A 19,674-nucleotide genomic window follows, 5' to 3' on the forward strand; every position below is an offset into this window, starting at 1 on the left:
GAGGTCGTTCCTCCTTTATGTGAGGACTCAGTTTACTTTAAAATAAAAAATGAAGGCAAACCCTGACACAGGCTTGCCTCTATCAGAAAATATTATTCATTTTTTAACTGTAAAATTTTTCGTGCACCATTTAAAACAAACAAAACAATAATCAATCCAATCATTAAATCAGGATAACGCGAACCTGTAATGGCAACCAATATTCCAGCGACAATGACACCCAAGTTGACGATGACATCATTTGCAGAAAAGATATAACTCGCCTTCATGTGTGCCCCGCTCTCCTTATGGTCTCTCATTAAATAAAGACAACTAATGTTGGCCGCAAGAGCTAATCCGCCAATTAAAATCATGAGAATTGAAACAGGTTCACTGCCATAAATAAAACGGCGCAATACATCGATTAACACAATCATGGCTAAGCCAAACTGCAACCAACCCGAAAGATGCGCAGCCTTTAATTGCGCATTTAGATTTTTACCCACCACAAGTAAAGCAATGCCATAAATTGCAGCATCAGCAAACATATCGAGCGAATCAGCGATTAACCCTGTCGAGGAAGCGATGATGCCGGCCATAAACTCAATGACAAACATGACGCCATTAATCAGTAACAACCATTGTAAGACTTGCTTTTGTGCTGCATTAGTTGAAGAACTAGCTCGAACCTTTTTAGGTTTTTCAACGGGTTCATAATGTGGCTGCGTTTGTTGTAACTCTGCTCCTAATCCTAGACGCTGTAAACTTTGAGTAATCATTTCAGCCTGAACACTGTGATAAATCGCCAAATGACGCGCTGGTAAGTCAAAATGAAGTTCTTGAATATCGTCATTGTAAGGGGCCAAAGCCATCCGTACCATTTGCTCTTCGGCTGCACAGTCCATTCGGGGGATATGGTAATAACTTACCCATTGACTCTTTTTAGCCACAGGTTCACTAGGCGTAAAACACTCCTGAGACGTCGTGCTTGAGCACCCACAGCTAGAGCTAGTTTTACTTAAATGTATTTGATTCTCTTGTTTTTCTAAAGCCATCTTTGCACCATAACTGACACAAAAAACAATGCCATTAGTATAAACCAATGGCATATGTTTAAGCTTACTTTTTGTTCGTAAATTAGAATTTTAGCGTTAACCCTGCTCCATAATACCAACCATGTTCAGAGTCGGTTCCAGTTTGCCAATCAGTTTGTTTTAAACCTTTTTCATAGCCGTAACCAACATCAACAAATGGCATGACCTTTTTGTTGATTTCATAACGGGTTTGAAAACCAGCTTGTAAATTTGATAAACCTGTTTTACTGGCATATTGAGATTCATCTTGCAAAACAACATCTGCTTTTAAATAAGGTTTACCAATTAACTTTTGGGTAAAGAGTAAGTCCCTTTCTGTTTCTAGACTTAACTTCCATAGCTGGTCTTCACCTGCATAAAGATATGCATCGGTTTCAAAAAAGTAAGGTGCCATGCCATGTAAACCCACTACACCTGCCCAACGATCTTGCTTTTCATCTTCCCGTTGCAAACGCTCGTAGTTTACTCCAGCCTGTACATCCCAATAGTCAGCTACATTTCGACTATAAAGTACTGAACTGCCGTAATTAGCATCTTCTGACTCTGCTTTTTCAACGTGGGCTTTAATGAACAATTTATTTTCATCCGTTCCCACCCAAGTTTCTAATTCAGAAGAAAAACTACCTTCTCCTTCTTCATTTTGAGTCCAGCCAGTATCAATTTTTGTTGCTTGATAAACCTGTCCGCCATGTTCACGTAAATGATCATGAGTTAAAGGCTCTTGAGCAAAAGTAAATACTGATATGCTCGAGAAAGCACCGCAATATAACATTTGAGAAAATAACTTAGTGATGCGCATGACTAGCTCCTTTCTCATTTTCAGATTGAACAGGTGATTGAGCTTGAGCAGGTTGTTGTCCATCATTCACTTGAGCCACAATCAACTTATTCATCATTCCAGCACTCATGTGATAAAGCAGATGGCAATGAATCGCCCATTCGCCTAAGGCATCAGCTGTCAATAACGCAGTAACGGTTTTTCCTGGTGGAACAATAAGAGTATGTTTATTTGGTAAGTTTTCAGCTTGTTGGCCATTTTCTAATTGCATGAACATGCCATGTAAATGCATTGGGTGAGCCATCATGCTGTCATTCACAAACTTCAAGCGAATACGTTCGCCATACTTAACTCGTAATGGCTCAGCTTCGCTAAATTTTTTGCCATTAATGGTCCAGATATAACGCTCCATGTTGCCACCTAAACGAATAACTAATTCACGTTCTGGTGCACGCGTGTCTGGCTGAGGTGTTAAGGATTGCAAATCACTATATTGCAGTGCTTTCATACCCACTGGTGTTGAAGCATTTGCCCAGCCATAAACGGGTTCATCCTTTTTAGGCTTATTCTCAGATTGCGCAGGCATCTCATGATTCATATTCATCATAGCGTGGTCATGCTCGCTAGCTGACATTGCCTGCATATCATGCTTCATTTGCATCATGGAATGATCATGTTCACTAGATGACATATTTTTCATGTCATGGCTCATGTTCATCATTGTATGATCATGATTAGTCTGGCTCTCTTCTTTTTTCATTTCAGGCATAGCCGACATGTCGTGTTGCATGTTCATTTGATGGCCAGCATGTTCATCACTTGCCCCATTGCCATGACTCATGCCCATATCATCCATGGTTAGCAAAGAACGTGGACGTGGTTGCGGCATTTGAACTGACCCTACAGCTTGCGTATTTTCATTGTGCAAAGTCCCGATGGCAAAACCACTGCGGTCAATAGACTCTGCTTCAATCTGATAATTTGCTTGTTTAGGTTCTACAATGACATCGTAGGTTTCAGCTGTACCAATACGAAACTCGTCAATTGCAACTGGTTTAACTGGCTGCCCATCTGCACTTACAACTGTCATTTTCAAATTTGGAATTCTGACATCAAAAAATGACATTGCCGATGCGTTAATAAACCGTAATCGAACCTTATCGCCAGCTTTAAAATTACCTGTCCAGTTTTGCTGTGGTGTCTTGCCGTTAACTAAGAAGGTATAACCCGTCACATCAGACATGTCGGTTTTTAACATCCGCATCTGATTCCACATCGAACGATCTTGCCAAGTTGCTTTTAAGCCTTGTGTTTTAACTTGCTTCAAAACATCAGATACGGTTTCACGGCGGTTTTGATAATACTCAGGAGATTTCTTCAAATTCTTCATAATGCTATCGCTAGAAGAATTATGAAAATCTGAAAGCATCACCACATAATCACGATCAGTTTTTTCATGTGCAGCTACGGGTATTTTCCCTTTTGGATAAATCACGAGCGGGCCATATAAACCATCCTGCTCTTGGCCTTTACTATGCGCGTGATACCAATAAGTGCCGTTTTGTTTCACCTTAAAGCGGTAAACAAAATCTCCGTTTGGCGCGATTCCTTTAAAACCATTGAAACCCGGTACACCATCCATTAACCCTGGTAGTAATAACCCATGCCAGTGCAAAGAGGTATCTTGATTCTTTAACTGATTATGAACATGAATAACAGCGTCATCCCCCTCCTCAAACTCAAGGAGTGGTGCTGTAAACTTGCCATTTACGGTAATTCGTTTTAAAGGTTGGCCCGTAACATTGACCTGTTGTTCATTAATATTAAGGTGATATTCCTTAATTGCCGCGAGGGTCCATGGTGAAACCAATAGCCCAAATACAGCGACTAAGCTGCTAATTGTTTTATGAGACATTGCTGTGATCCTTTTTAATTAAAAAAATAAGTAAATAAGGATCAAGCTTTAGGAGGACGTAAAATCTCTTGCCAGTATCCGGCTAAATGTTGAGCCTGATAAATACTGCTAAATTGATATGAAATAGGAATAAGTGGGGATTCAACGTCAGGTACAGCTTGCTGCAGAGCCAAATTTACCATTTGGCAATGGACTGGGTTACAGTCCTGACAATGCTCACCATGCGAATGAAGAGACTGAGTCATCTTTTGATGACATACGGTCTGATCATTTGCTTGAGTATGCATATTGTTATGCGAAAATTTTTCGCTATGACACGGCATAGTATGAAGATCATGTTGCATAGGCGTCTGTGCAATAGACACACCACTCCACCCAATGACGAAAGCCATTAGGAACACAAACCAAGCATACTTGCGTAAGTGTTGTAGAGCCATTGTGATTTATCGCCTAGAGCCGATGAGTGATCTTAATGCCATTAGCATAACGAAGTTTTAAAAGAGATACAATTTCCTATCTTAAATGCTTGTTATAGAGCAATTAAGCAAATGGAGGTTGATGCTGAAGGACTAAATCAATCACCTCTAATGCACCTTCTTGTTCATTACTTACAGTGGTATAAGGCGCCACCGCTTTTAATGCTTCTACTGCATTTTCAACTGCAAACCCATAACCCACAGCTTTAATCATCTGCATATCATTGTTGTTATCACCAACCGCGACTACCTGATCAGATTCAACCTGCCATTTTTGTAGTAATAACTTCAAACCATGTGCTTTATGCTGGTCGGGAAGAATCAAATCGATAAAATTAAAACCACTTGAAACAGGTACCAAAACTTTATCTGCTACAAAACTTTGCTTCTGAAAATGCTCAAAAATCGCAAAGCTTTCGTTTTCCTGAGCGGTAAAAGTAATTTTGCACACCAAGTCATCTAGTGCATAAAAGTCATCTACAACTGTCAGTTTTTCAAAATATCGGGCAACTTTGGCATAGTCTTCTGCGTTCATACTTCTATGCACGTAAGCACTTTGTTTTCCACAGATCACCATGGTTGAGGTATACGCTGGGCCAATCGCTTTTAAAATCTCAACGTATTGTTGCTGACTTAAATGAGCAAAAGCTAATTCTTGCCCCGCATCTACAACATGTGCGCCATTTTCTGCAATAAAAGCAATCTCATGATTAATTTCTGGAAAATAGGTAACAAGTTTTGCAAGTTGATTACCGCTAGCTACCACAAAATGAATATTATTTTGTTTTAGTTGTTCGTATTGTTTTAAAAAACGTGCTTTGTTGTACTGCTTTTTGGAATTAAGAAAAGTCCCATCCATATCTACCGCTAAAATTTTTACTGTCATTAATGATCAAGGTCTCTTACTAAAAACTTATTAAACCAAATTTAGCTTTATTTTTCATGACACTTTTACAGTTTTATACGTATGTATGCATAAAAAGTTTTACACAGAGCTGCATCGTTTTTTGCACAGGTTATTTTTTAGCAAAGCTTAATAAAAAGCCAGCTAATAAATTACTCAACACGCATAAAAAAAGAACGCCAAAACGTTCTTTTTTCATCGTTTTTGTCTATAGAATAAACGGTTGATCTAATTTTGTTTATTTTACCAACATCTTATCCATACGGTTATCAACACAGTTATCCATACAGTTATAAACAAAGTTATCCACAAGTTTATTTTAGATTAACTCTATCTTTTTAAGCATCAACACTGCCTACTTTCGCAAGCTCTGCACGCATTTGGTCAATCACAACTTTATAATCGGATTGACCAAAAATTGCGGAACCCGCAACAAACATATCTGCACCAGCTTCTGCAATTTCACGAATATTTGCAGGGCCAACACCACCATCAACTTCTAAACGGATATCACGGCCACTTGCATCAATAATTTTACGAGCTTCACGTAATTTTTCTAATGTCATTGGAATGAACTTTTGTCCACCAAAACCAGGGTTTACACTCATTATTAAAATTTGGTCAACTTTATCAAGTACATAATCTAGATAATGCAATGGCGTTGCTGGGTTGAAAACTAAACCTGCTTTAGCACCACCAGATTTAATCAGCTGTAATGAACGATCAATATGGTGAGATGCTTCTGGGTGGAAGGTAATAATATCTGCGCCTGCTTCTAGGAAATCGCCAATAATTCGATCAACTGGAGATACCATTAAATGCACATCAACAGGAGCTGTAATCCCATAGTTTTTTAAAGCCTTACATACACCTGCACCAAAAGTTAAATTTGGAACATAGTGGTTATCCATCACGTCAAAATGCACTACATCTGCACCTGCGGCTAACACTTTGTCTACATCTTCGCCTAAACGAGCAAAATCGGCAGATAAAATAGAAGGAGCAATCAAATAAGGCTTGGACATAGGTGGATGACCTGGCTAGAAGTTTAAGGAGAGACTAAAAATTATAACAAAAAAGAACCTAATTGGCCCGCCCTTCCTTGCTTAAATGACAACATTTCAAACTTGCAACGTAACGTTGCAACAATAGAATGCTAACGGCGAAACGAATTTGTTAAGGTACATTAAACCAATGTGAGGATTGATAATGAAAAGCACAACTCATCTATTAACAAACGATGGAAAACGCATTGCAAAACGTCTAGTTAATCATTGGAAGCACAAATTTGAAGTACAAGAAACTGAACAGGATTTTAAAATCTTAATGCCTACAGCAACAATTACGCTTGCACCAGCAACAGAGCAGTTAAACGTTGCTATTGATAGTCAGTTAGATGACCACAACCACTTAGAAAAAGTGGTGCTTGATCATCTAAACCGTATGGCTCAACAAGAATTTCAAGTTGAATGGCAACACTAAACTAATTAGCCAGATACTTTTTCTAACTGGATTGCATGAAACTGTAAGTGCTCATCCATAAAGGTTTGAATAAAATAATAACCATGGTCATAGCCAGCATGTTGTCTTAAAGTTAAAGGCTGTCCTGCTTTTAAACATGCTTGCTTAAATTTTTCAGGGTGAAGTTGTTCATAAAATTGGTCATCCAATCCCTGATCCACCAAAATTTCGCTAAATATTGCACCATTCTTTGAGACTAAAGCTGTGGCATCATGAGCCAACCAGCTTTCGCGGTCTGCACCCAAATAATGGCTAAAGGCTTTGTCTCCCCATGCACATTCAGTTGGTGCACAGATAGGAGCAAAAGCAGATACCGACTTAAACTTTTCAGGATATTTAAAAGCCAAAGTCAATGCGCCGTGGCCACCCATTGAGTGTCCAAAGATACCAACTTGTTGAGCGTTTACAGGAAAGCTTTTTAAAATGAGTGGATATAACTCATCAATTAAATAGCTTTCCATTTGATAATGCTCAGACCATGGCGCTTGCGTAGCATTAATATAAAAGCCCGCACCTTGACCTAAATCCCAGTTATCCCCTGCTGCAACTTGTTCTCCACGAGGAGAAGTATCAGGCGTAATCAATATAAGACTAAGTTGTGCTGCCATATGCTGTGCATGTGCTTTTATGGCAAAGGTTTCTTCAGTACACGTTAAACCAGCTAAGTAAAACAAAGTTGAGCAAGCTTTACCCTCTAAAGCTGCTGGTGGTAAATAAACACCAAACTTAGCAGGCCCTTTTAAATAAGAAGATTCAAATTGGTATATACGCTGCTCGCCCTCAAAGCAGCGGTTTTTTTGCAGGAGTTGCATCGTTTTTAGCCTCTGTTTTTGTTTGAGCAATATCTACACTACCCGTATTTTGCTGAGGAAATAGATACTTTTCCAATTGAGGTAGCATAAGTTCCATATTTTTACCGATCATCCACTGAGGTTCTGAAGGTTCTACACCTTGAGCCACTTCCCATTTGGTTACTGTTTGCTTAGCTGTGTTAAACGAATCTTTCATCGACGATTGCTCTCGCATAGCCAAATCAAAGAAAGCTCGACCAAAATAGGTATAGTCAGCTTCGTTATTACATCCAAAAGAAGTTTTATCAGCAGCCGATGCAGTAATAATTAAGGTATCAGGAGACTGTAAAGCAGGAATAAAGCTTCCTGAATAACAGGCTGAGATCACAATTACACGCCAGCGTATACCGGATTTGTCCAGTGTTTCTCGCAACCATTTCGGGTCCACTTGCCCTAAATCTAATGGCGCATTTTCAATTTCGAAGTGATTTTGTTCACCGTGTGAAGTCATATATAGAAATAAGACATCACTATCACGGTTCATTTGCTGGCCCATACGGCGTAGAGCTAACTCGATACTGGTTTTAGAAGCAATTGGAATCTCTGTACGGGTATCTGGATTATTGACTAACATCATCGAACGACCAATCGTTCCGAAACGTGTATCAAACTGTTCTTTAATACGGACCACTTCCGATTTAAAAACATCTTGATAACTATCGCCAGCAACACCTAGAAAATACCAATGGCTTTTGGCGAGCTCACCATATTGAACTTGCTCTAAAGAATCATTTAAAAGTTTACTTTGCGCATAAAAAGCATCTTCAGCAAATGTAGGAGCTGTATCTTCTACCTTCCAAATGGGTTGATCTTTTACAGAAAGTTGCCACACCACCATCGTTGCAATAGTCGCAACCATAACCAATGCACGTTCCCACCATGGCCATTTAAGCTCACGTGAGAAAACCCAAATTACCGCTAAACTTTGCCACACGAATAAAGCTACAAATAAACTCGGTAAAATTCCGTTATAAATAGCATCGGGAATAAAGTTGAGATAACCGTTAGACCCCAAATACTGAATTAAACATTGAATTAATAAGATATTTGTATCTAGAACCAACCACAGTAAAGCAGGAACTAGCATTAAGCGAGGTTGGTTAGTTCGCTGTGATAAGAAAATACCAACAATTAAGGCAATGAATGGCCAAAGTGCATAACCAATTAAACCTTGTGAATTAAAATCACCGATTTGACCAGCTACAAGCCAACTATAAAGAGAGTTGGTACATCCTCCTAAGATTCCCCAAATAATAAGCTGAAGAATAGATGGATGTACAATCTGTAAAGAACGTCTTGACCCCAAAAACAGCCACATTCCGGCAATTTGGTTGCTTTTAAAATCATGCCAAAAGTTAATGGAGGGTTTAAGATCAATCATAAAAGGTTTTCAAAAATTTCGTTTTTGACAGGCATCTTAAGTGTATGCCTGCTAAGAATTTTAGCAATCATGCTTTTGAACTATATCACATATATTTGTGCATTATTCAAGCAATAAAACCTAACCTTACATAAGCCTACTGAAAATACGCATCAAAACGACAAGCATCTCCTTGCCATTGATGAGCTGGCTCTTGATTTGCCAAGAAAATAGCATGACGTGGCCGCTTAACGACTACACGTTTAGCAACTTTCTGTGCCAAAACCAGCAAATTATCCCCCAAATCCATTTCACCATCTTCGGGTAAAAGAAGATGTAAAAGCTGCATTTGTTTTTTGACTTGAGCTTGTTTTTTGATTGCTTGATGGTTTTGATCACGCTGCGGAAACATCGGGTCAAGGTAGACCACATCAACTCTTTTTTCTTCTTGATCTAATTGCTGTAAATAGCTTGCAGAGTCAGCGAAGATCAGTTGAATACGATCCATAAATTGACTTAAAAATGGATCATGTTCCGCCTGAGCTTTTGAATCTTCAAGTAAAGTAAATAAAATTGGATGGCGCTCAACCAATTGTATTTGGGCACCTAGATAAGCCATCAGTAAGCTGTCATGACCTAAACCCGCTGTAGCATCAACCAATATTGGCTTTTCACCTAACTGACAAGCACGGGCAATCATTTCCGATTTAAGACTTGCACGTTTTAAACGTGGAATTTCAGCTTTCCAGTCGGGTTGCATTTTCATGCCATTAGCAGATAACCAAAGTCCGTTTTCATCTACACAAAGGGCAATTTCAGGATTGAAGCGTAAAAACCGTGCATTCAGCTTTTCAATTGGCTTTAAATCGACAGTCACACCTCTAGAACAAAGCACAGCTTGGTAGTGCTGTGCTTGTTCTTGAAAATCTTGTTCAAAATATATATGCATGAGTACTGCCTTTACTTTGCTTTACCCTGATCCGCTATCTTTTTCCACGCATCATCACGTAAATAAACTGGCAAAGCATGCTCGGCATCCACCCATTGCTTTTGTGCAGCATAGACACGTGCAATAGAAGCAATATCCTGTGCAGTTGCAGTGATTGTTTGATGCTCTGCATCAGCTTGAAGTAGCTTGGCGCCCGAACCAATTAAGCAATGTTTTGCATAAGCTGCTGCTGGCTCATAGCTCATTAATTTTTCTTCATCAATACACTGCATAATTCCTTGTTCATCTAGAACAAAACTTGCAATGTAAACTTCGTTCATACGTGCATCGAGCACCGCAGTCACCTGCTCCAAACCTTCAAGTCGGTATGCCGCTTGTGCTAAAGCTTGCAATGTAGAAACTGGAACCACAGGTAAATCTTGTGACCAAGCTAAAGCTTGGGCAACAGCAGCATTAATTCGAACACCACTAAAAGAACCAGGTCCACGGCTAAAGGCAATCGCATCCAAACCAGCAACTTCAAGACCTGTTTGTTGTAGCCCTTGCTCAATCATAGGCAAAATGGTCTGTGTTTGTGCTTTCGCCCGCGTATCGAGTTGAAAAAACAGTTCTTGGGTTTCATCGACTAATGAAATAGAACACTGCTCATTTGCAGTTTCCAACGCCAGCAATTTCATGCACAACCTTAGTATTAAATCAGATTAAAAACGAGGGTTATGATACCCCACTCGGCTCTGATAGGCGAGTTGTTCTCTTTCTAAATAAAAATGCCAAGCTTGTGCTTGGCATAGAAAATAACTTATTAAAAGATTTTAAAAGTGAAACTCTTTTAAATCTGTATAGTTCTTAAAGTGCTCAGCATAATGCAATGCACTCAAACGTATTTTTGCAGCGCCATCTTCATCTAAAGTTTTGACAATTTTGCCAGGTGAACCCATCACCACTGAATTATCTGGAATTACTTTTCCCTCAGGTATTAAAGCATTAGCACCGATAATACAATTTTTACCAATCACCGCCCGATTTAAAATTACGGCGTTCATACCAATCAAACTATTATCACCAATCGTACAACCATGCAGCATGACTTTATGACCGACTGTGACATATTCACCAATGTTTAGCTCAAGTCCAGCATCGGTATGTAAGACAGAATTTTCTTGAATATTAGAGAAATCACCAATCCGAACGACACAGTTATCAGCACGAACTACCGCACCAAACCAAATGCTGACCTGACGACCTAATTCCACTTGCCCAATCAGCGTTGCTGTTGGAGCAACCCAGCCATCCCATGGTTCATGTAATGCTTTTGGGTGCTGTCCTTGATAGCTATACATCATAATTTATCAATCCTGATCTTTATTTTTTATGAGAAAACTTTGGCATTCCAAAGGTTGGTGAGTTGAGTAAAAATGGCCAATCTTTTTGATAACCCAATCCATATTTAAACAGAGCAACTAACATACGAGCAGTTAAACCCCAAATAATTTCATTATCAATCTGTAAGCTTGGGAAGTATAAAGACTGATGAGCATATCGGACTTCGTAAGGTGTGGGCCGCGTCTCGATAAGCTGCTGTAATGGGACAAAGAAAATTCGATCAATTTCAGTAGGCTGAGGTATTAAAGTGACCTCAGGAGGAATAAGCCCAACGATCGGTTTTACAGACAAACCGCTTCTTGCACGCTGCATCGGCAAATCACCTAACAACTGTACATCAAATGGATTTAAAGCTGTCTCTTCTTGAGCTTCTCTCAACGCTACAACAATATTACTCGTATCACTAGGATCACGCTTTCCCCCAGGAAAAGAAACTTCCCCCGCATGGTTGTTCATATGTATTGAACGGCGTGTAAGCAGTACCTTTGGATCATTCTCATTCGTAATTGCAATAAGTACTGCTGCTTGTGCTTCTTGTATGCGGGTGGAAAAGCGCAATCTTTGCTGTAACTTTTGTGTTAGCAAGTGCTCTTCCATACCATTCACCTATTATTCTGTCTCTCTTTGCATCATATCTGAAAATCAAAGTTAGGGAATAGAGTTGATGCGTAAGTCTAAAAATTCAGTTATGCTGAGGCATCTCTATACTCGATGATAATTATGAGTTTCTGTGTAGCGTGTGGGCATAAAACCGAACAAAAAATTCCTTTAGGTGATCATAAAGTACGCCGTGTTTGTACTCATTGTGGAAATATTCATTATGAAAACCCCAAAGTAATCTGCGGTGCCTTAGCGTTATGGGAAGACAAAGTATTACTTTGTCGTCGTGCGATTGAACCTCGTTATGGTCTGTGGACATTACCTGCTGGTTATATGGAATTGTTCGAAACCATGGAACAAGGCGCAGCACGCGAAACTCGTGAAGAAGCAGAAGCCGAGATAGAAATAGAACAACTTTATTGTATGTACAATATTCCGCGTATTGGCCAAATTTATGTACTTTTTAAAGCACAGCTGAAAGATGGAATTTTTGGTGCAGGTGAAGAAAGCATTGAGAGTCGCCTGTTTGAAGAACATGAAATTCCATGGGGTGAACTTGCGTTCCCTAGTGTTGAACATACACTAAGACATTATTTTGAAGACCGTAAAAAACAAGTGTTCCCAACACATCTTGAAACTTTGGGGACTCGTTTAGACCATACAGGTTAATCACTTGAACCATAAAAAAGACCGCTCTCGCGGTCTTTTTTTATATGTTTTTTATTTTTTAAGATTTAGTCTTAATTGCATTACAAGCTGGAATAGACTGATTGGCTAGTTTAATAGACACCGTGCCAGACAAGCGTTGAGCCAAAGCTTTTTCAGCATCTGTTGGTGCTGGGCTAATATCCTTAATATTATTATAAACAGCTTGATAGAAAGCATAAAGGTTAATCCAACGTGCGGTCTTGTTTTCATAATCACTTAAATTAATACTATTACTGCTGTTTTGACCTGCTAATAAGTTATAGAGGTTAATCTTGGCTCCATTTACCGAAATTGAATCATTTACATTATCATCTGGATTAGTATCCAGTCTCACCACAGAGTTAAGTCCCATCAAAATCCCATTAAGGTTACCTAGCTGAGGATTCGATAAAATCATACGAACAGTAATAGAGCTATCATTATCCGATGACTCTGTTCCACCAGTAGTACCAAGTCGGTATTGTTGCACACCATTACTATCAATTAAGCTGTTGTCTGTTACTGTTGCACATTGACCAGACATATCGGTTGCAGTTGCATTTGGTTTAATATCCGTACGAATATTTCCTTTTTCATCAACAACAATGCCTAAATCGATAGGAGCTATCCCAGTAGTATCAAATCGGAATGTCAAAGTCGCATATAATGGGAAGACATAGCGTTGACCAGAACTCACGTTAGCTGCTGTTTTAAAAATTTCTTTTCCAAGATAACTAATTGGGTTGGCTTTAATAATATCAAGTGAACCCTTATAGTTTTCTGTGCCTACTGTTTGACGCCATAAACCATAATGCTGAATATTTCCTGTGGTCGAGCGTGTTAGTTGCTTATAAAAACCTTCACTTCCCGCAACAGCATAATCGTTCATAAACTTACCTTGATAGATTTGCAAATCATTATTTGCATTGCCATCAATGCTTAAACGTAAGGGTTGAGTCGATTGAATATCTTTTGAAATTGGGTTAAGCCAACCATTTTGTTGGGGAGCAACAAGCATTTGCATTGGTTTTGCTTTGGTCCACAATAAAACTGGTGGAGCAACACCAGTCACGTTTCCGTCCTTATCTTTATATAAAGTAGCATCACCACGCCATTGCAGACCGTAACCCATTGCATAACCTTCACGGTCAGTCAACATGAACATGTTAGCCATCATATGACGTAAATTAGTGGTAGATTTATTAAAGCAATCTGCTAATGCCTGATTACAGCCATAAAAACCCAGCGGTAACGGGGAACTAACAGGATCTACAATACCCGCATAAGTCGCTTCATTTGCTTGAAATAATGCAGCATTTGCTAAGTTTGTGACTTGAACCACGAGTGCATAAGCTTGTGCATCAGACACTTTACTTACATCTAACCAAGGTTTTAGAAGAGTTGCATATTGCCCATTCTTCCATTCTGTTGCAGTTATATCTTGTGTCAAACTAGTCAACAGATTTTTCTTATCTTGAGTAAATTGGGTTGGTTGTAAATCACCTACCACATTATCGCCACGTTCAACACCAATACTTTGGAATAACTTAACTAAAGCCATAGCTACTTTAATAGTTGGATCAGCGTTACTCATTGAAGCAGGAGGCTGACCAGTTAATGCTGTAGCCATATCCAGAACTGTTAAATGTGTTGTCCCGTATTTTCCTAATGTATCAAGTTTTATCGTACCTAACGCAATCTTGTGAGTATTGCTACCTTGTAGATAAAGCGTAATTGTTTCATCTGATTTACTGCCACTGATACTACAAGCACCGCCAACCGAGTTACCAACCAATTTAGTAATATAACGCTGATTCGGAGATAAACTACAGTCGAAATTCAAACCTGCTATTGGATAATTTAATTCAAAATTCAGACAGGTTTCATCTGTGGCTTTACAATCCAAATTAGTGGTCGGAATCGTACCCCCACCTTGAGTAGGATCTTCATTAATTGTTGAGCCACCACCACCGCAACCATTTAATACAATTGCCAATGTAGATAATGCAAAAGGTAATAAAATTTTTTTACTCATCATCATTCCTATTTATTTTTAACGTAATACCGAAATTTTAATTTGTCCCTGATTAGATAGTTCCTGATCTGGCATATCCACAGCCGACGATAAAGGCGTTAACATAATATAGTGTGTACGTTCTGGCACCTGTAAAACGCCTAAAATCGATGCATGTTGTAAAATCGTCGCAGGATACGACTTACTTTTAAAACCACTAGCACCTTCTATAACACACCCCTTTTCATCCAAGAAAACAGCGAGGGGCCAATAATATACAGGCTTATCATTGGTTGTAGCATAGGAAGCTACTTGTATATTCTTAATAGAAGAATCTACTTTTACGACTTCGTATTCAAATTTTTCTTTAAGAGGTTTTCTCGGCCATAACCCAACTTCTTTATTCTGGCTTAGCTTTTTAATTGATTTGTTATAGCCATTAATAAAACACAAATCATTTTCAAAAGTGCTTGCTAACTCTTTGTGCGAAAGTCTCACATAAGTAGGAGCTAATACCACAGAAGAGACTTGATCTTCTTGAGATCGATGCAATACGTTATCAAGGATAGACTGACCAACACCTTTTTTACGCTCAATAGATTCAGTACGACCTAAACCATCAGGCATAATATAAAAACGTTTTTTCCCTTCTAGATTAAATTCTTGATTCTCTAAATATTCATTATTAACGTATTCCACACCATCAATGGTAGTGTACTTCGTCTCATCGTTTTTTGGTGCTACTGGTGCTGATGAAGTAACGATATCCTTAGACAAGGGTGGAAGCGAATTCGGTTCTACTTTTTCTACAATCTTTTGTTGGGAAGCAGAATCCGTTATCACTGTTTTTTCTTTAGTAGTCGCAAAAGTAGACTTTTGATTAATAATTTTTGATTCTTCTTTGCTTATTTTTGTCTGTTTTGAAACTGTAGATTGTTTCTTTATCGAGACAGTTGGTGCAGTTGGTGCAGTTGGTGCAGTTGGTGCAGTTGGTGCAGTTGGTGCAGTTGGTGCAGTTGGTGCAGTTGGTGCAGTTGGTGCAGTATTAGACGATTTCGTAATTACTTTAGGCAATTCTTTTGATTTTAAAGATGTTTCTGGCAATACTTGCTGTTCTGGACGAGACGTCTTTATCTCTGGATTTGTTAACACCTTAGACGGTGTAGCAGTTCGTTCCACCCTTTTACTCGGAACAATCATCGGTCGACCATCAGGGCCAATAATCGTATAGAAACCATCCGCATAAATAGCAGAATTACTTGCTATTGCAACAAAAAAAATCGCAAAAGCAAATCTAGGTCGAGACATCCGTTCGCAATTTAATTTTACCATTTTGTTCTATAATTTAACCCGAGTACTGTAACTTTGGTATTGGTTTTAACATCCAAACCGGCATAAGGATTTAACAGGATATTATCAACTCCCGTTTTATTAGATAAGGTACTAGTCCCTGCTGGAATATTATCGCGGCTACGTAAGAAACCAACTGAAAGATCCAAATCTGTATCTGCATCAAATCGGTACCCAATACCCAAACCGAATAACTGCGCATTATTAATTGGAATCATGGTATTACGTTTGTCATTTGGAATAGCGCTAGCACGAGGCTCATAACCAGCACGTAACTTCAAACGATCTGTTGCGGAATACTCTAAACCAATACCCCAGCTCCATGGTGAGGTAAACTTTAGAGGCAAAGCTAATGATGCATCTGTCACATCATTTGATAAAAGTTTGGCAACTTTGAGTAAGGTAATCTGTCTATCAAATTCAAACTTGAACTTATCCCATGCAGAATAATCAGTCCAACCCACATCAAAGTTAACTTGCAAATCAGGGAATATTTTATATTTAATCCCTGCTTGAAAATGTGCAGGATATTCCAGATCCATCGCAGCCAGTCCAGACTCAGAGCTTGGTACATTCCCCGGTAAACCGAGAATTTGAGCCAAAACCGATCCTGTAGCAGAAGAATTTAGACCTTTAATTAACTCTTGAGGAGCCTTAGCATTATTAATTAGGTATTTCCCTTTCATACGCATTTTAGCGGCACTTTGATAAACCATACCAAAGCCAAAATCGTCCGTCGGTTCCCACATTAATCCTAAGTTATAGCTTGGGCTTAAAGACTGCTCCATAGAAACTTGAAGTGATCCCATTTTCTTGAATGGATTCATACCTTCTTGAGTATTACATAAACCAAATAACAATAGATTAGTAATCATATCGTTATTATCTTTAAAAGGCCCGCATACTACATCATCAACCATACGCAATACTCCAATCATATCATTGGGAAAACGTAAATCGGTTTTCATGGCAAGAGCGTTATAAGACATACCAACCGAAGCACCGATCGACAAATGGTCATTTACTTGATAACCAAAAGATGGAGACAAATAAGTAATCCGCTCAACAGCAACTTGCTGGCCCATAAAGTTTCCTGCGTTACCATTTTCAGCGCCAAAACCTGCAATTAAAGGTGCATAAATTGCAGTAGCATAAGTCAGCTTTGAGCCTGGTGGTTTATAGGCAATCCCTGCGGTAGGAGCAGCGAGTGGATAACCCTCCCCTAAATCAACCATTTTTTTTAGAATTGGAATATATAAGCTAGCGTATTCAACATCACCACGCACAGGGCCTTTAAAATCAGTACAAATATTAGCTGTAACTTCTGGACCATCATTACAAACAAGAGGGTCATCTGAGTAGCCAAAAACGTTATAACCAGGGGGTGCCGAGAATTCACGCTGAATATCAAAGTTCGCTAAAATTCCTTGCACATCTGTCTGTAACCCATCAATTTTTGCTAACGCCGCAGGGTTAAAATGAATTGCACTAATACCAGGCGGATCTGCAGTTACAGCATTCCCCATCGATAGTGAACGAATATCAACAGCTAAGTTTTGTCCCAATTGAGCGTTGGCAAAGCTAGAAAACCCGGAGATCACAATTGCCGCCGTTAAAGGACATAATTTAGGATATTTCACCTGCCTATCTCCTTATTTTGTTTTTTTGCCAAAGCCTATAAAATCTAGCGGGAAAGATAGACCAAGCGAAACATCTGGTGCATCTTCGGTTAAACCAATACCCACTGTGCCATTAACAATCGTTTCAGGTGAAACACGTACACCTAAAGCAAAGGACAACATCGCGCTACTTTGGTCTGGCGACTGATATGACTCGCCATCCTTAAACTGGAACTCAGCATCCATGTTAAAGCTTTGTTGATATGACATGGTTAATGAAACGTCATAATTAAATGAGTAAGCAAAACCGAAAGAGAAACCACCACTAATACCAGGGTCAAAACTCTCTAGATAACGAGGACCATTCGCCCCACCACCACGTGCCTGATTTAAACCTGTTTCTTTAAATCCATAATTTGCAGAAGCAGAGGCAAATAAAACCACTGGATCAATATATTTACGGGTACTTGCTCCTACCCCAACAGAGTAATATCCTTTACCTGTTGAAAGCTCATCTAAACCAATTTCGTAAGGGCTATCCCCAGTTTTTGTTGATAGGTTACCAAATAATACCAATGGCAAACGGCCTTGCTTTAACGGGAAAGGTTCCCAGCGCGCCCCTAAAGAAATATCACCTAAACCCGCTGCAGTTGTATCTCTAACAATTTCAGATTTTGCAACGAAAGGAACTGTTGCAGATAATGTTAAGTTGTCCAATATCCCATATTGAACAGTAAAACTATTCGTTAAAGTATGGTTCGCATCTTCTTCAACACGTAAACGGTTAAGTTGAGATGAGTCATCAGCTAAAGCTAAATCAATTCGAGTATCGCGATAATAGGTATAATCGAGATCGTAATAGGCTGAAAATACGCCTCTTTTAATCAATGAATATTGGCGCTCATTTGAAGTAAATACTTCTTGCAAATTTGTCTCTTGAGTCGCATCACCTTCTTTTTTCTGTAAAGCAGTAGCAGCTTGATTAGCTCCAGTATTTGCTGCCTCAACAGGAGCAGGTTCAGTAGTTACAACGTCTGTAGCTGGAGTTGTACTCGCTTCTTGAACTGAATCTGTTGATGTTACTACTGATCCTGTACTCGCGTCAGAAACAACTGTGGTGTTTTGAACTTCAGCTTCAGTTTGTGCGACTTGGTCATTTGCATAAAGTGTGCCCGTAATAGCACTCATACTTAATGCCAACACACTCATCTTCATCCATCGATTATTCATGTTTCTTCCCACCTAATGTATTTATTTTACTCAATTCATATTTGATTATTTACGCTTATAGTAAAGACGCATATATGTTTCAATTGGCTGATTATAGGTTGCAGAATTTGGGTCTTTATCCAGTACCCTACGCATAGTTGATGCTTTATTTGCTAAACGGTCATAATTGAATGTTGGATATTGCACATCCACAAATGCATAACGGTTAACAGTTGCATCTTCCACATGACGCATATCTGAGTCTTTTAAGGCCAATAGGTCTTTACGTTGAGATTCAGGAACAGAAACAACGAATAATGTATTATTATCCCAAACCTCTTTAAAACGATTTTCATCAAAGCTGATATTCCCTAATGCAGGATCAGCAACATAGACTCGTCCATCTTTATAAGCTTTATATACGACAAAATGTTTAAAACCAGCATAAGAAATTGGAACGATTGCAGGTTGTCCAAGATTGACTAAATCAGAAAACTCCCCTCGATACCCCCCACTTTCTAAACCAATAGCAGTTACAAAGCGCTTCATATCAAGTAGTGAGAAGCTTCGGCGTTCAATAATTCGTTGATATTCACCATACTGAAGTAAACCACTCATTGTTTGTTGTTCAGTCAAACTGGTTCCCACATAACCATTTAAAAGTGTAGTAAGAGCAGCTGAACCACAGCTATAGTCATAAGCTTGTCGAACAATACCTCGGAACTGATCTTCTACAGCTGGTTTAATCTGAACTGGTTCAATATGATTACGGCGAAAAGATAAATTACGTGAATCGGCAGTCTCTGTATAATAAACAGTTCCCGGTGGCTTTTTTTCTATTTCGAAGGCTTCTGTCGCAAAGTAATATATCAATGCTGAGCCTAAAGCAATCTCTAACATAAGCACTTGTTCTAAATGGTGGCCTACTGGCCTTATTCATTTTATTCTTAGAGCAATAGCTCTACATCCCTGTGTGTTGAAGATA

Annotated in this window: 19 protein-coding genes; 2 read left to right on the forward strand and 17 right to left on the reverse strand. The window is 39.0% G+C overall.

The genetic code is table 11. The features are described 5' to 3' along the window. Positions 1–92 precede the first annotated feature (92 nt). The 6 genes from J690_RS15870 to rpe form a co-directional block, all read right to left on the reverse strand. A complete protein-coding gene (locus tag J690_RS15870; protein WP_032036868.1) occupies positions 93–1,088 on the reverse strand; it encodes a cation efflux transmembrane domain-containing protein in 996 nt (331 codons plus the stop codon). Positions 1,089–1,116: 28 nt separating this feature from the next. Beyond that, on the reverse strand, positions 1,117–1,872 hold the full coding sequence (locus J690_RS15875; RefSeq protein WP_032036870.1) for a copper resistance protein B: 756 nt from the start codon (positions 1,870–1,872) through the stop codon (positions 1,117–1,119). Next, the gene (locus J690_RS15880) at positions 1,859–3,766 is read right to left on the reverse strand and encodes a copper resistance system multicopper oxidase (protein WP_032036872.1); all 1,908 of its coding nucleotides are present in this window, start codon (positions 3,764–3,766) and stop codon (positions 1,859–1,861) included. Before J690_RS15880 ends, J690_RS15875 begins: the two co-directional genes overlap by 14 nt. A 41-nt stretch (positions 3,767–3,807) precedes the next feature. Beyond that, complete coding sequence (locus J690_RS15885) at positions 3,808–4,203, reverse strand: hypothetical protein (RefSeq protein ID WP_005803354.1); 396 nt, start codon at positions 4,201–4,203, stop codon at positions 3,808–3,810. A gap of 103 nt (positions 4,204–4,306) precedes the next feature. Then, positions 4,307–5,128 (reverse strand): Cof-type HAD-IIB family hydrolase, encoded by an 822-nt coding sequence (locus tag J690_RS15890; RefSeq protein ID WP_032036874.1) that lies wholly within the window; start codon positions 5,126–5,128, stop codon positions 4,307–4,309. 356 nt (positions 5,129–5,484) lie between these two features. After that, positions 5,485–6,171: a ribulose-phosphate 3-epimerase gene (gene rpe, locus J690_RS15895; RefSeq protein ID WP_032036875.1), complete on the reverse strand. Its 687-nt coding sequence runs from the start codon at positions 6,169–6,171 to the stop codon at positions 5,485–5,487. Positions 6,172–6,355: 184 nt separating this feature from the next. On the opposite strand from rpe, the gene J690_RS15900 reads away from it, so the two are divergent. Continuing rightward, positions 6,356–6,628, forward strand: coding sequence for a DUF2218 domain-containing protein (locus J690_RS15900; RefSeq protein ID WP_017481242.1), 273 nt, complete (start codon positions 6,356–6,358; stop codon positions 6,626–6,628). Between the two features lie 5 nt (positions 6,629–6,633). Here the strand turns inward: J690_RS15900 and fghA are convergent, their stop codons facing one another. The 6 genes from fghA to J690_RS15930 all read right to left on the reverse strand — a co-directional run bounded on the left by fghA (position 6,634) and on the right by J690_RS15930 (position 11,816). Beyond that, positions 6,634–7,479, reverse strand: coding sequence for an S-formylglutathione hydrolase (gene fghA, locus J690_RS15905; RefSeq protein ID WP_032036877.1), 846 nt, complete (start codon positions 7,477–7,479; stop codon positions 6,634–6,636). Next, positions 7,448–8,899 carry a C13 family peptidase gene (locus tag J690_RS15910; protein ID WP_032036879.1) on the reverse strand — a complete coding sequence of 484 codons (1,452 nt, stop codon included), beginning with the start codon at positions 8,897–8,899 and terminating at the stop codon, positions 7,448–7,450. The genes fghA and J690_RS15910 overlap by 32 nt, the downstream gene beginning before the upstream one ends. Before the next feature lie 136 nt (positions 8,900–9,035). After that, the gene (locus J690_RS15915) at positions 9,036–9,827 is read right to left on the reverse strand and encodes a class I SAM-dependent methyltransferase (protein ID WP_032036881.1); all 792 of its coding nucleotides are present in this window, start codon (positions 9,825–9,827) and stop codon (positions 9,036–9,038) included. 11 nt (positions 9,828–9,838) lie between these two features. Further along, positions 9,839–10,504, reverse strand: coding sequence for a tRNA (adenosine(37)-N6)-threonylcarbamoyltransferase complex dimerization subunit type 1 TsaB (tsaB, locus tag J690_RS15920; RefSeq protein ID WP_032036883.1), 666 nt, complete (start codon positions 10,502–10,504; stop codon positions 9,839–9,841). Between the two features lie 135 nt (positions 10,505–10,639). Then, positions 10,640–11,167, reverse strand: coding sequence for a gamma carbonic anhydrase family protein (locus J690_RS15925; protein WP_079284351.1), 528 nt, complete (start codon positions 11,165–11,167; stop codon positions 10,640–10,642). 22 nt (positions 11,168–11,189) lie between these two features. Continuing rightward, positions 11,190–11,816 carry a CoA pyrophosphatase gene (locus J690_RS15930; RefSeq protein WP_014208431.1) on the reverse strand — a complete coding sequence of 209 codons (627 nt, stop codon included), beginning with the start codon at positions 11,814–11,816 and terminating at the stop codon, positions 11,190–11,192. Positions 11,817–11,930: 114 nt separating this feature from the next. On the opposite strand from J690_RS15930, the gene J690_RS15935 reads away from it, so the two are divergent. Then, a complete protein-coding gene (locus tag J690_RS15935; protein ID WP_002115876.1) occupies positions 11,931–12,479 on the forward strand; it encodes an NUDIX hydrolase in 549 nt (182 codons plus the stop codon). Between the two features lie 58 nt (positions 12,480–12,537). On the opposite strand, the gene filF is transcribed toward J690_RS15935, so the two are convergent. Genes filF through filB form a run of 5 tightly spaced genes read right to left on the reverse strand, consistent with a single transcriptional unit; the run spans position 12,538 to position 19,589 of the window. After that, on the reverse strand, positions 12,538–14,538 hold the full coding sequence (gene filF / locus J690_RS15940; RefSeq protein WP_081405191.1) for a putative pilus system protein FilF: 2,001 nt from the start codon (positions 14,536–14,538) through the stop codon (positions 12,538–12,540). 12 nt (positions 14,539–14,550) lie between these two features. Next, positions 14,551–15,819, reverse strand: a complete 1,269-nt coding sequence (gene filE, locus J690_RS24305; protein WP_130136872.1) for a putative pilus assembly protein FilE — start codon at positions 15,817–15,819, stop codon at positions 14,551–14,553. Positions 15,820–15,836: 17 nt separating this feature from the next. Beyond that, positions 15,837–17,501, reverse strand: coding sequence for a putative pilus system OmpP1/FadL family transporter FilD (filD, locus tag J690_RS15950; protein ID WP_017387473.1), 1,665 nt, complete (start codon positions 17,499–17,501; stop codon positions 15,837–15,839). Positions 17,502–17,513: 12 nt separating this feature from the next. After that, positions 17,514–18,710 carry a putative pilus system protein FilC gene (filC, locus tag J690_RS15955; RefSeq protein WP_068906706.1) on the reverse strand — a complete coding sequence of 399 codons (1,197 nt, stop codon included), beginning with the start codon at positions 18,708–18,710 and terminating at the stop codon, positions 17,514–17,516. 45 nt (positions 18,711–18,755) lie between these two features. Then, complete coding sequence (gene filB / locus J690_RS15960) at positions 18,756–19,589, reverse strand: putative pilus system C39 family peptidase FilB (protein WP_032004351.1); 834 nt, start codon at positions 19,587–19,589, stop codon at positions 18,756–18,758. Positions 19,590–19,674 lie beyond the last annotated feature (85 nt).

Source organism: Acinetobacter sp. 742879, assembly GCF_000588535.1.
Lineage (GTDB): Bacteria > Pseudomonadota > Gammaproteobacteria > Pseudomonadales > Moraxellaceae > Acinetobacter > Acinetobacter pittii.

Bases quoted from the DNA above. Each gene is read 5' to 3' on its own strand.
- filB (WP_032004351.1), bottom strand. From the start codon at position 19,589: ATGTTAGAGATTGCTTTAGGCTCAGCATTGATATATTACTTTGCGACA.
- J690_RS15890 (WP_032036874.1), bottom strand. From the start codon at position 5,128: ATGACAGTAAAAATTTTAGCGGTAGATATGGATGGGACTTTTCTTAAT.
- J690_RS15935 (WP_002115876.1), top strand. From the start codon at position 11,931: ATGAGTTTCTGTGTAGCGTGTGGGCATAAAACCGAACAAAAAATTCCT.
- J690_RS15910 (WP_032036879.1), bottom strand. From the start codon at position 8,899: ATGATTGATCTTAAACCCTCCATTAACTTTTGGCATGATTTTAAAAGC.
- J690_RS15880 (WP_032036872.1), bottom strand. From the start codon at position 3,766: ATGTCTCATAAAACAATTAGCAGCTTAGTCGCTGTATTTGGGCTATTG.
- filC (WP_068906706.1), bottom strand. From the start codon at position 18,710: ATGAATAATCGATGGATGAAGATGAGTGTGTTGGCATTAAGTATGAGT.
- rpe (WP_032036875.1), bottom strand. From the start codon at position 6,171: ATGTCCAAGCCTTATTTGATTGCTCCTTCTATTTTATCTGCCGATTTT.
- J690_RS15900 (WP_017481242.1), top strand. From the start codon at position 6,356: ATGAAAAGCACAACTCATCTATTAACAAACGATGGAAAACGCATTGCA.
- J690_RS15875 (WP_032036870.1), bottom strand. From the start codon at position 1,872: ATGCGCATCACTAAGTTATTTTCTCAAATGTTATATTGCGGTGCTTTC.
- filF (WP_081405191.1), bottom strand. From the start codon at position 14,538: ATGATGATGAGTAAAAAAATTTTATTACCTTTTGCATTATCTACATTG.
- tsaB (WP_032036883.1), bottom strand. From the start codon at position 10,504: ATGAAATTGCTGGCGTTGGAAACTGCAAATGAGCAGTGTTCTATTTCA.
- J690_RS15870 (WP_032036868.1), bottom strand. From the start codon at position 1,088: ATGCCATTGGTTTATACTAATGGCATTGTTTTTTGTGTCAGTTATGGT.
- J690_RS15915 (WP_032036881.1), bottom strand. From the start codon at position 9,827: ATGCATATATATTTTGAACAAGATTTTCAAGAACAAGCACAGCACTAC.
- fghA (WP_032036877.1), bottom strand. From the start codon at position 7,479: ATGCAACTCCTGCAAAAAAACCGCTGCTTTGAGGGCGAGCAGCGTATA.
- filE (WP_130136872.1), bottom strand. From the start codon at position 15,819: ATGTCTCGACCTAGATTTGCTTTTGCGATTTTTTTTGTTGCAATAGCA.
- J690_RS15885 (WP_005803354.1), bottom strand. From the start codon at position 4,203: ATGGCTCTACAACACTTACGCAAGTATGCTTGGTTTGTGTTCCTAATG.
- J690_RS15925 (WP_079284351.1), bottom strand. From the start codon at position 11,167: ATGTATAGCTATCAAGGACAGCACCCAAAAGCATTACATGAACCATGG.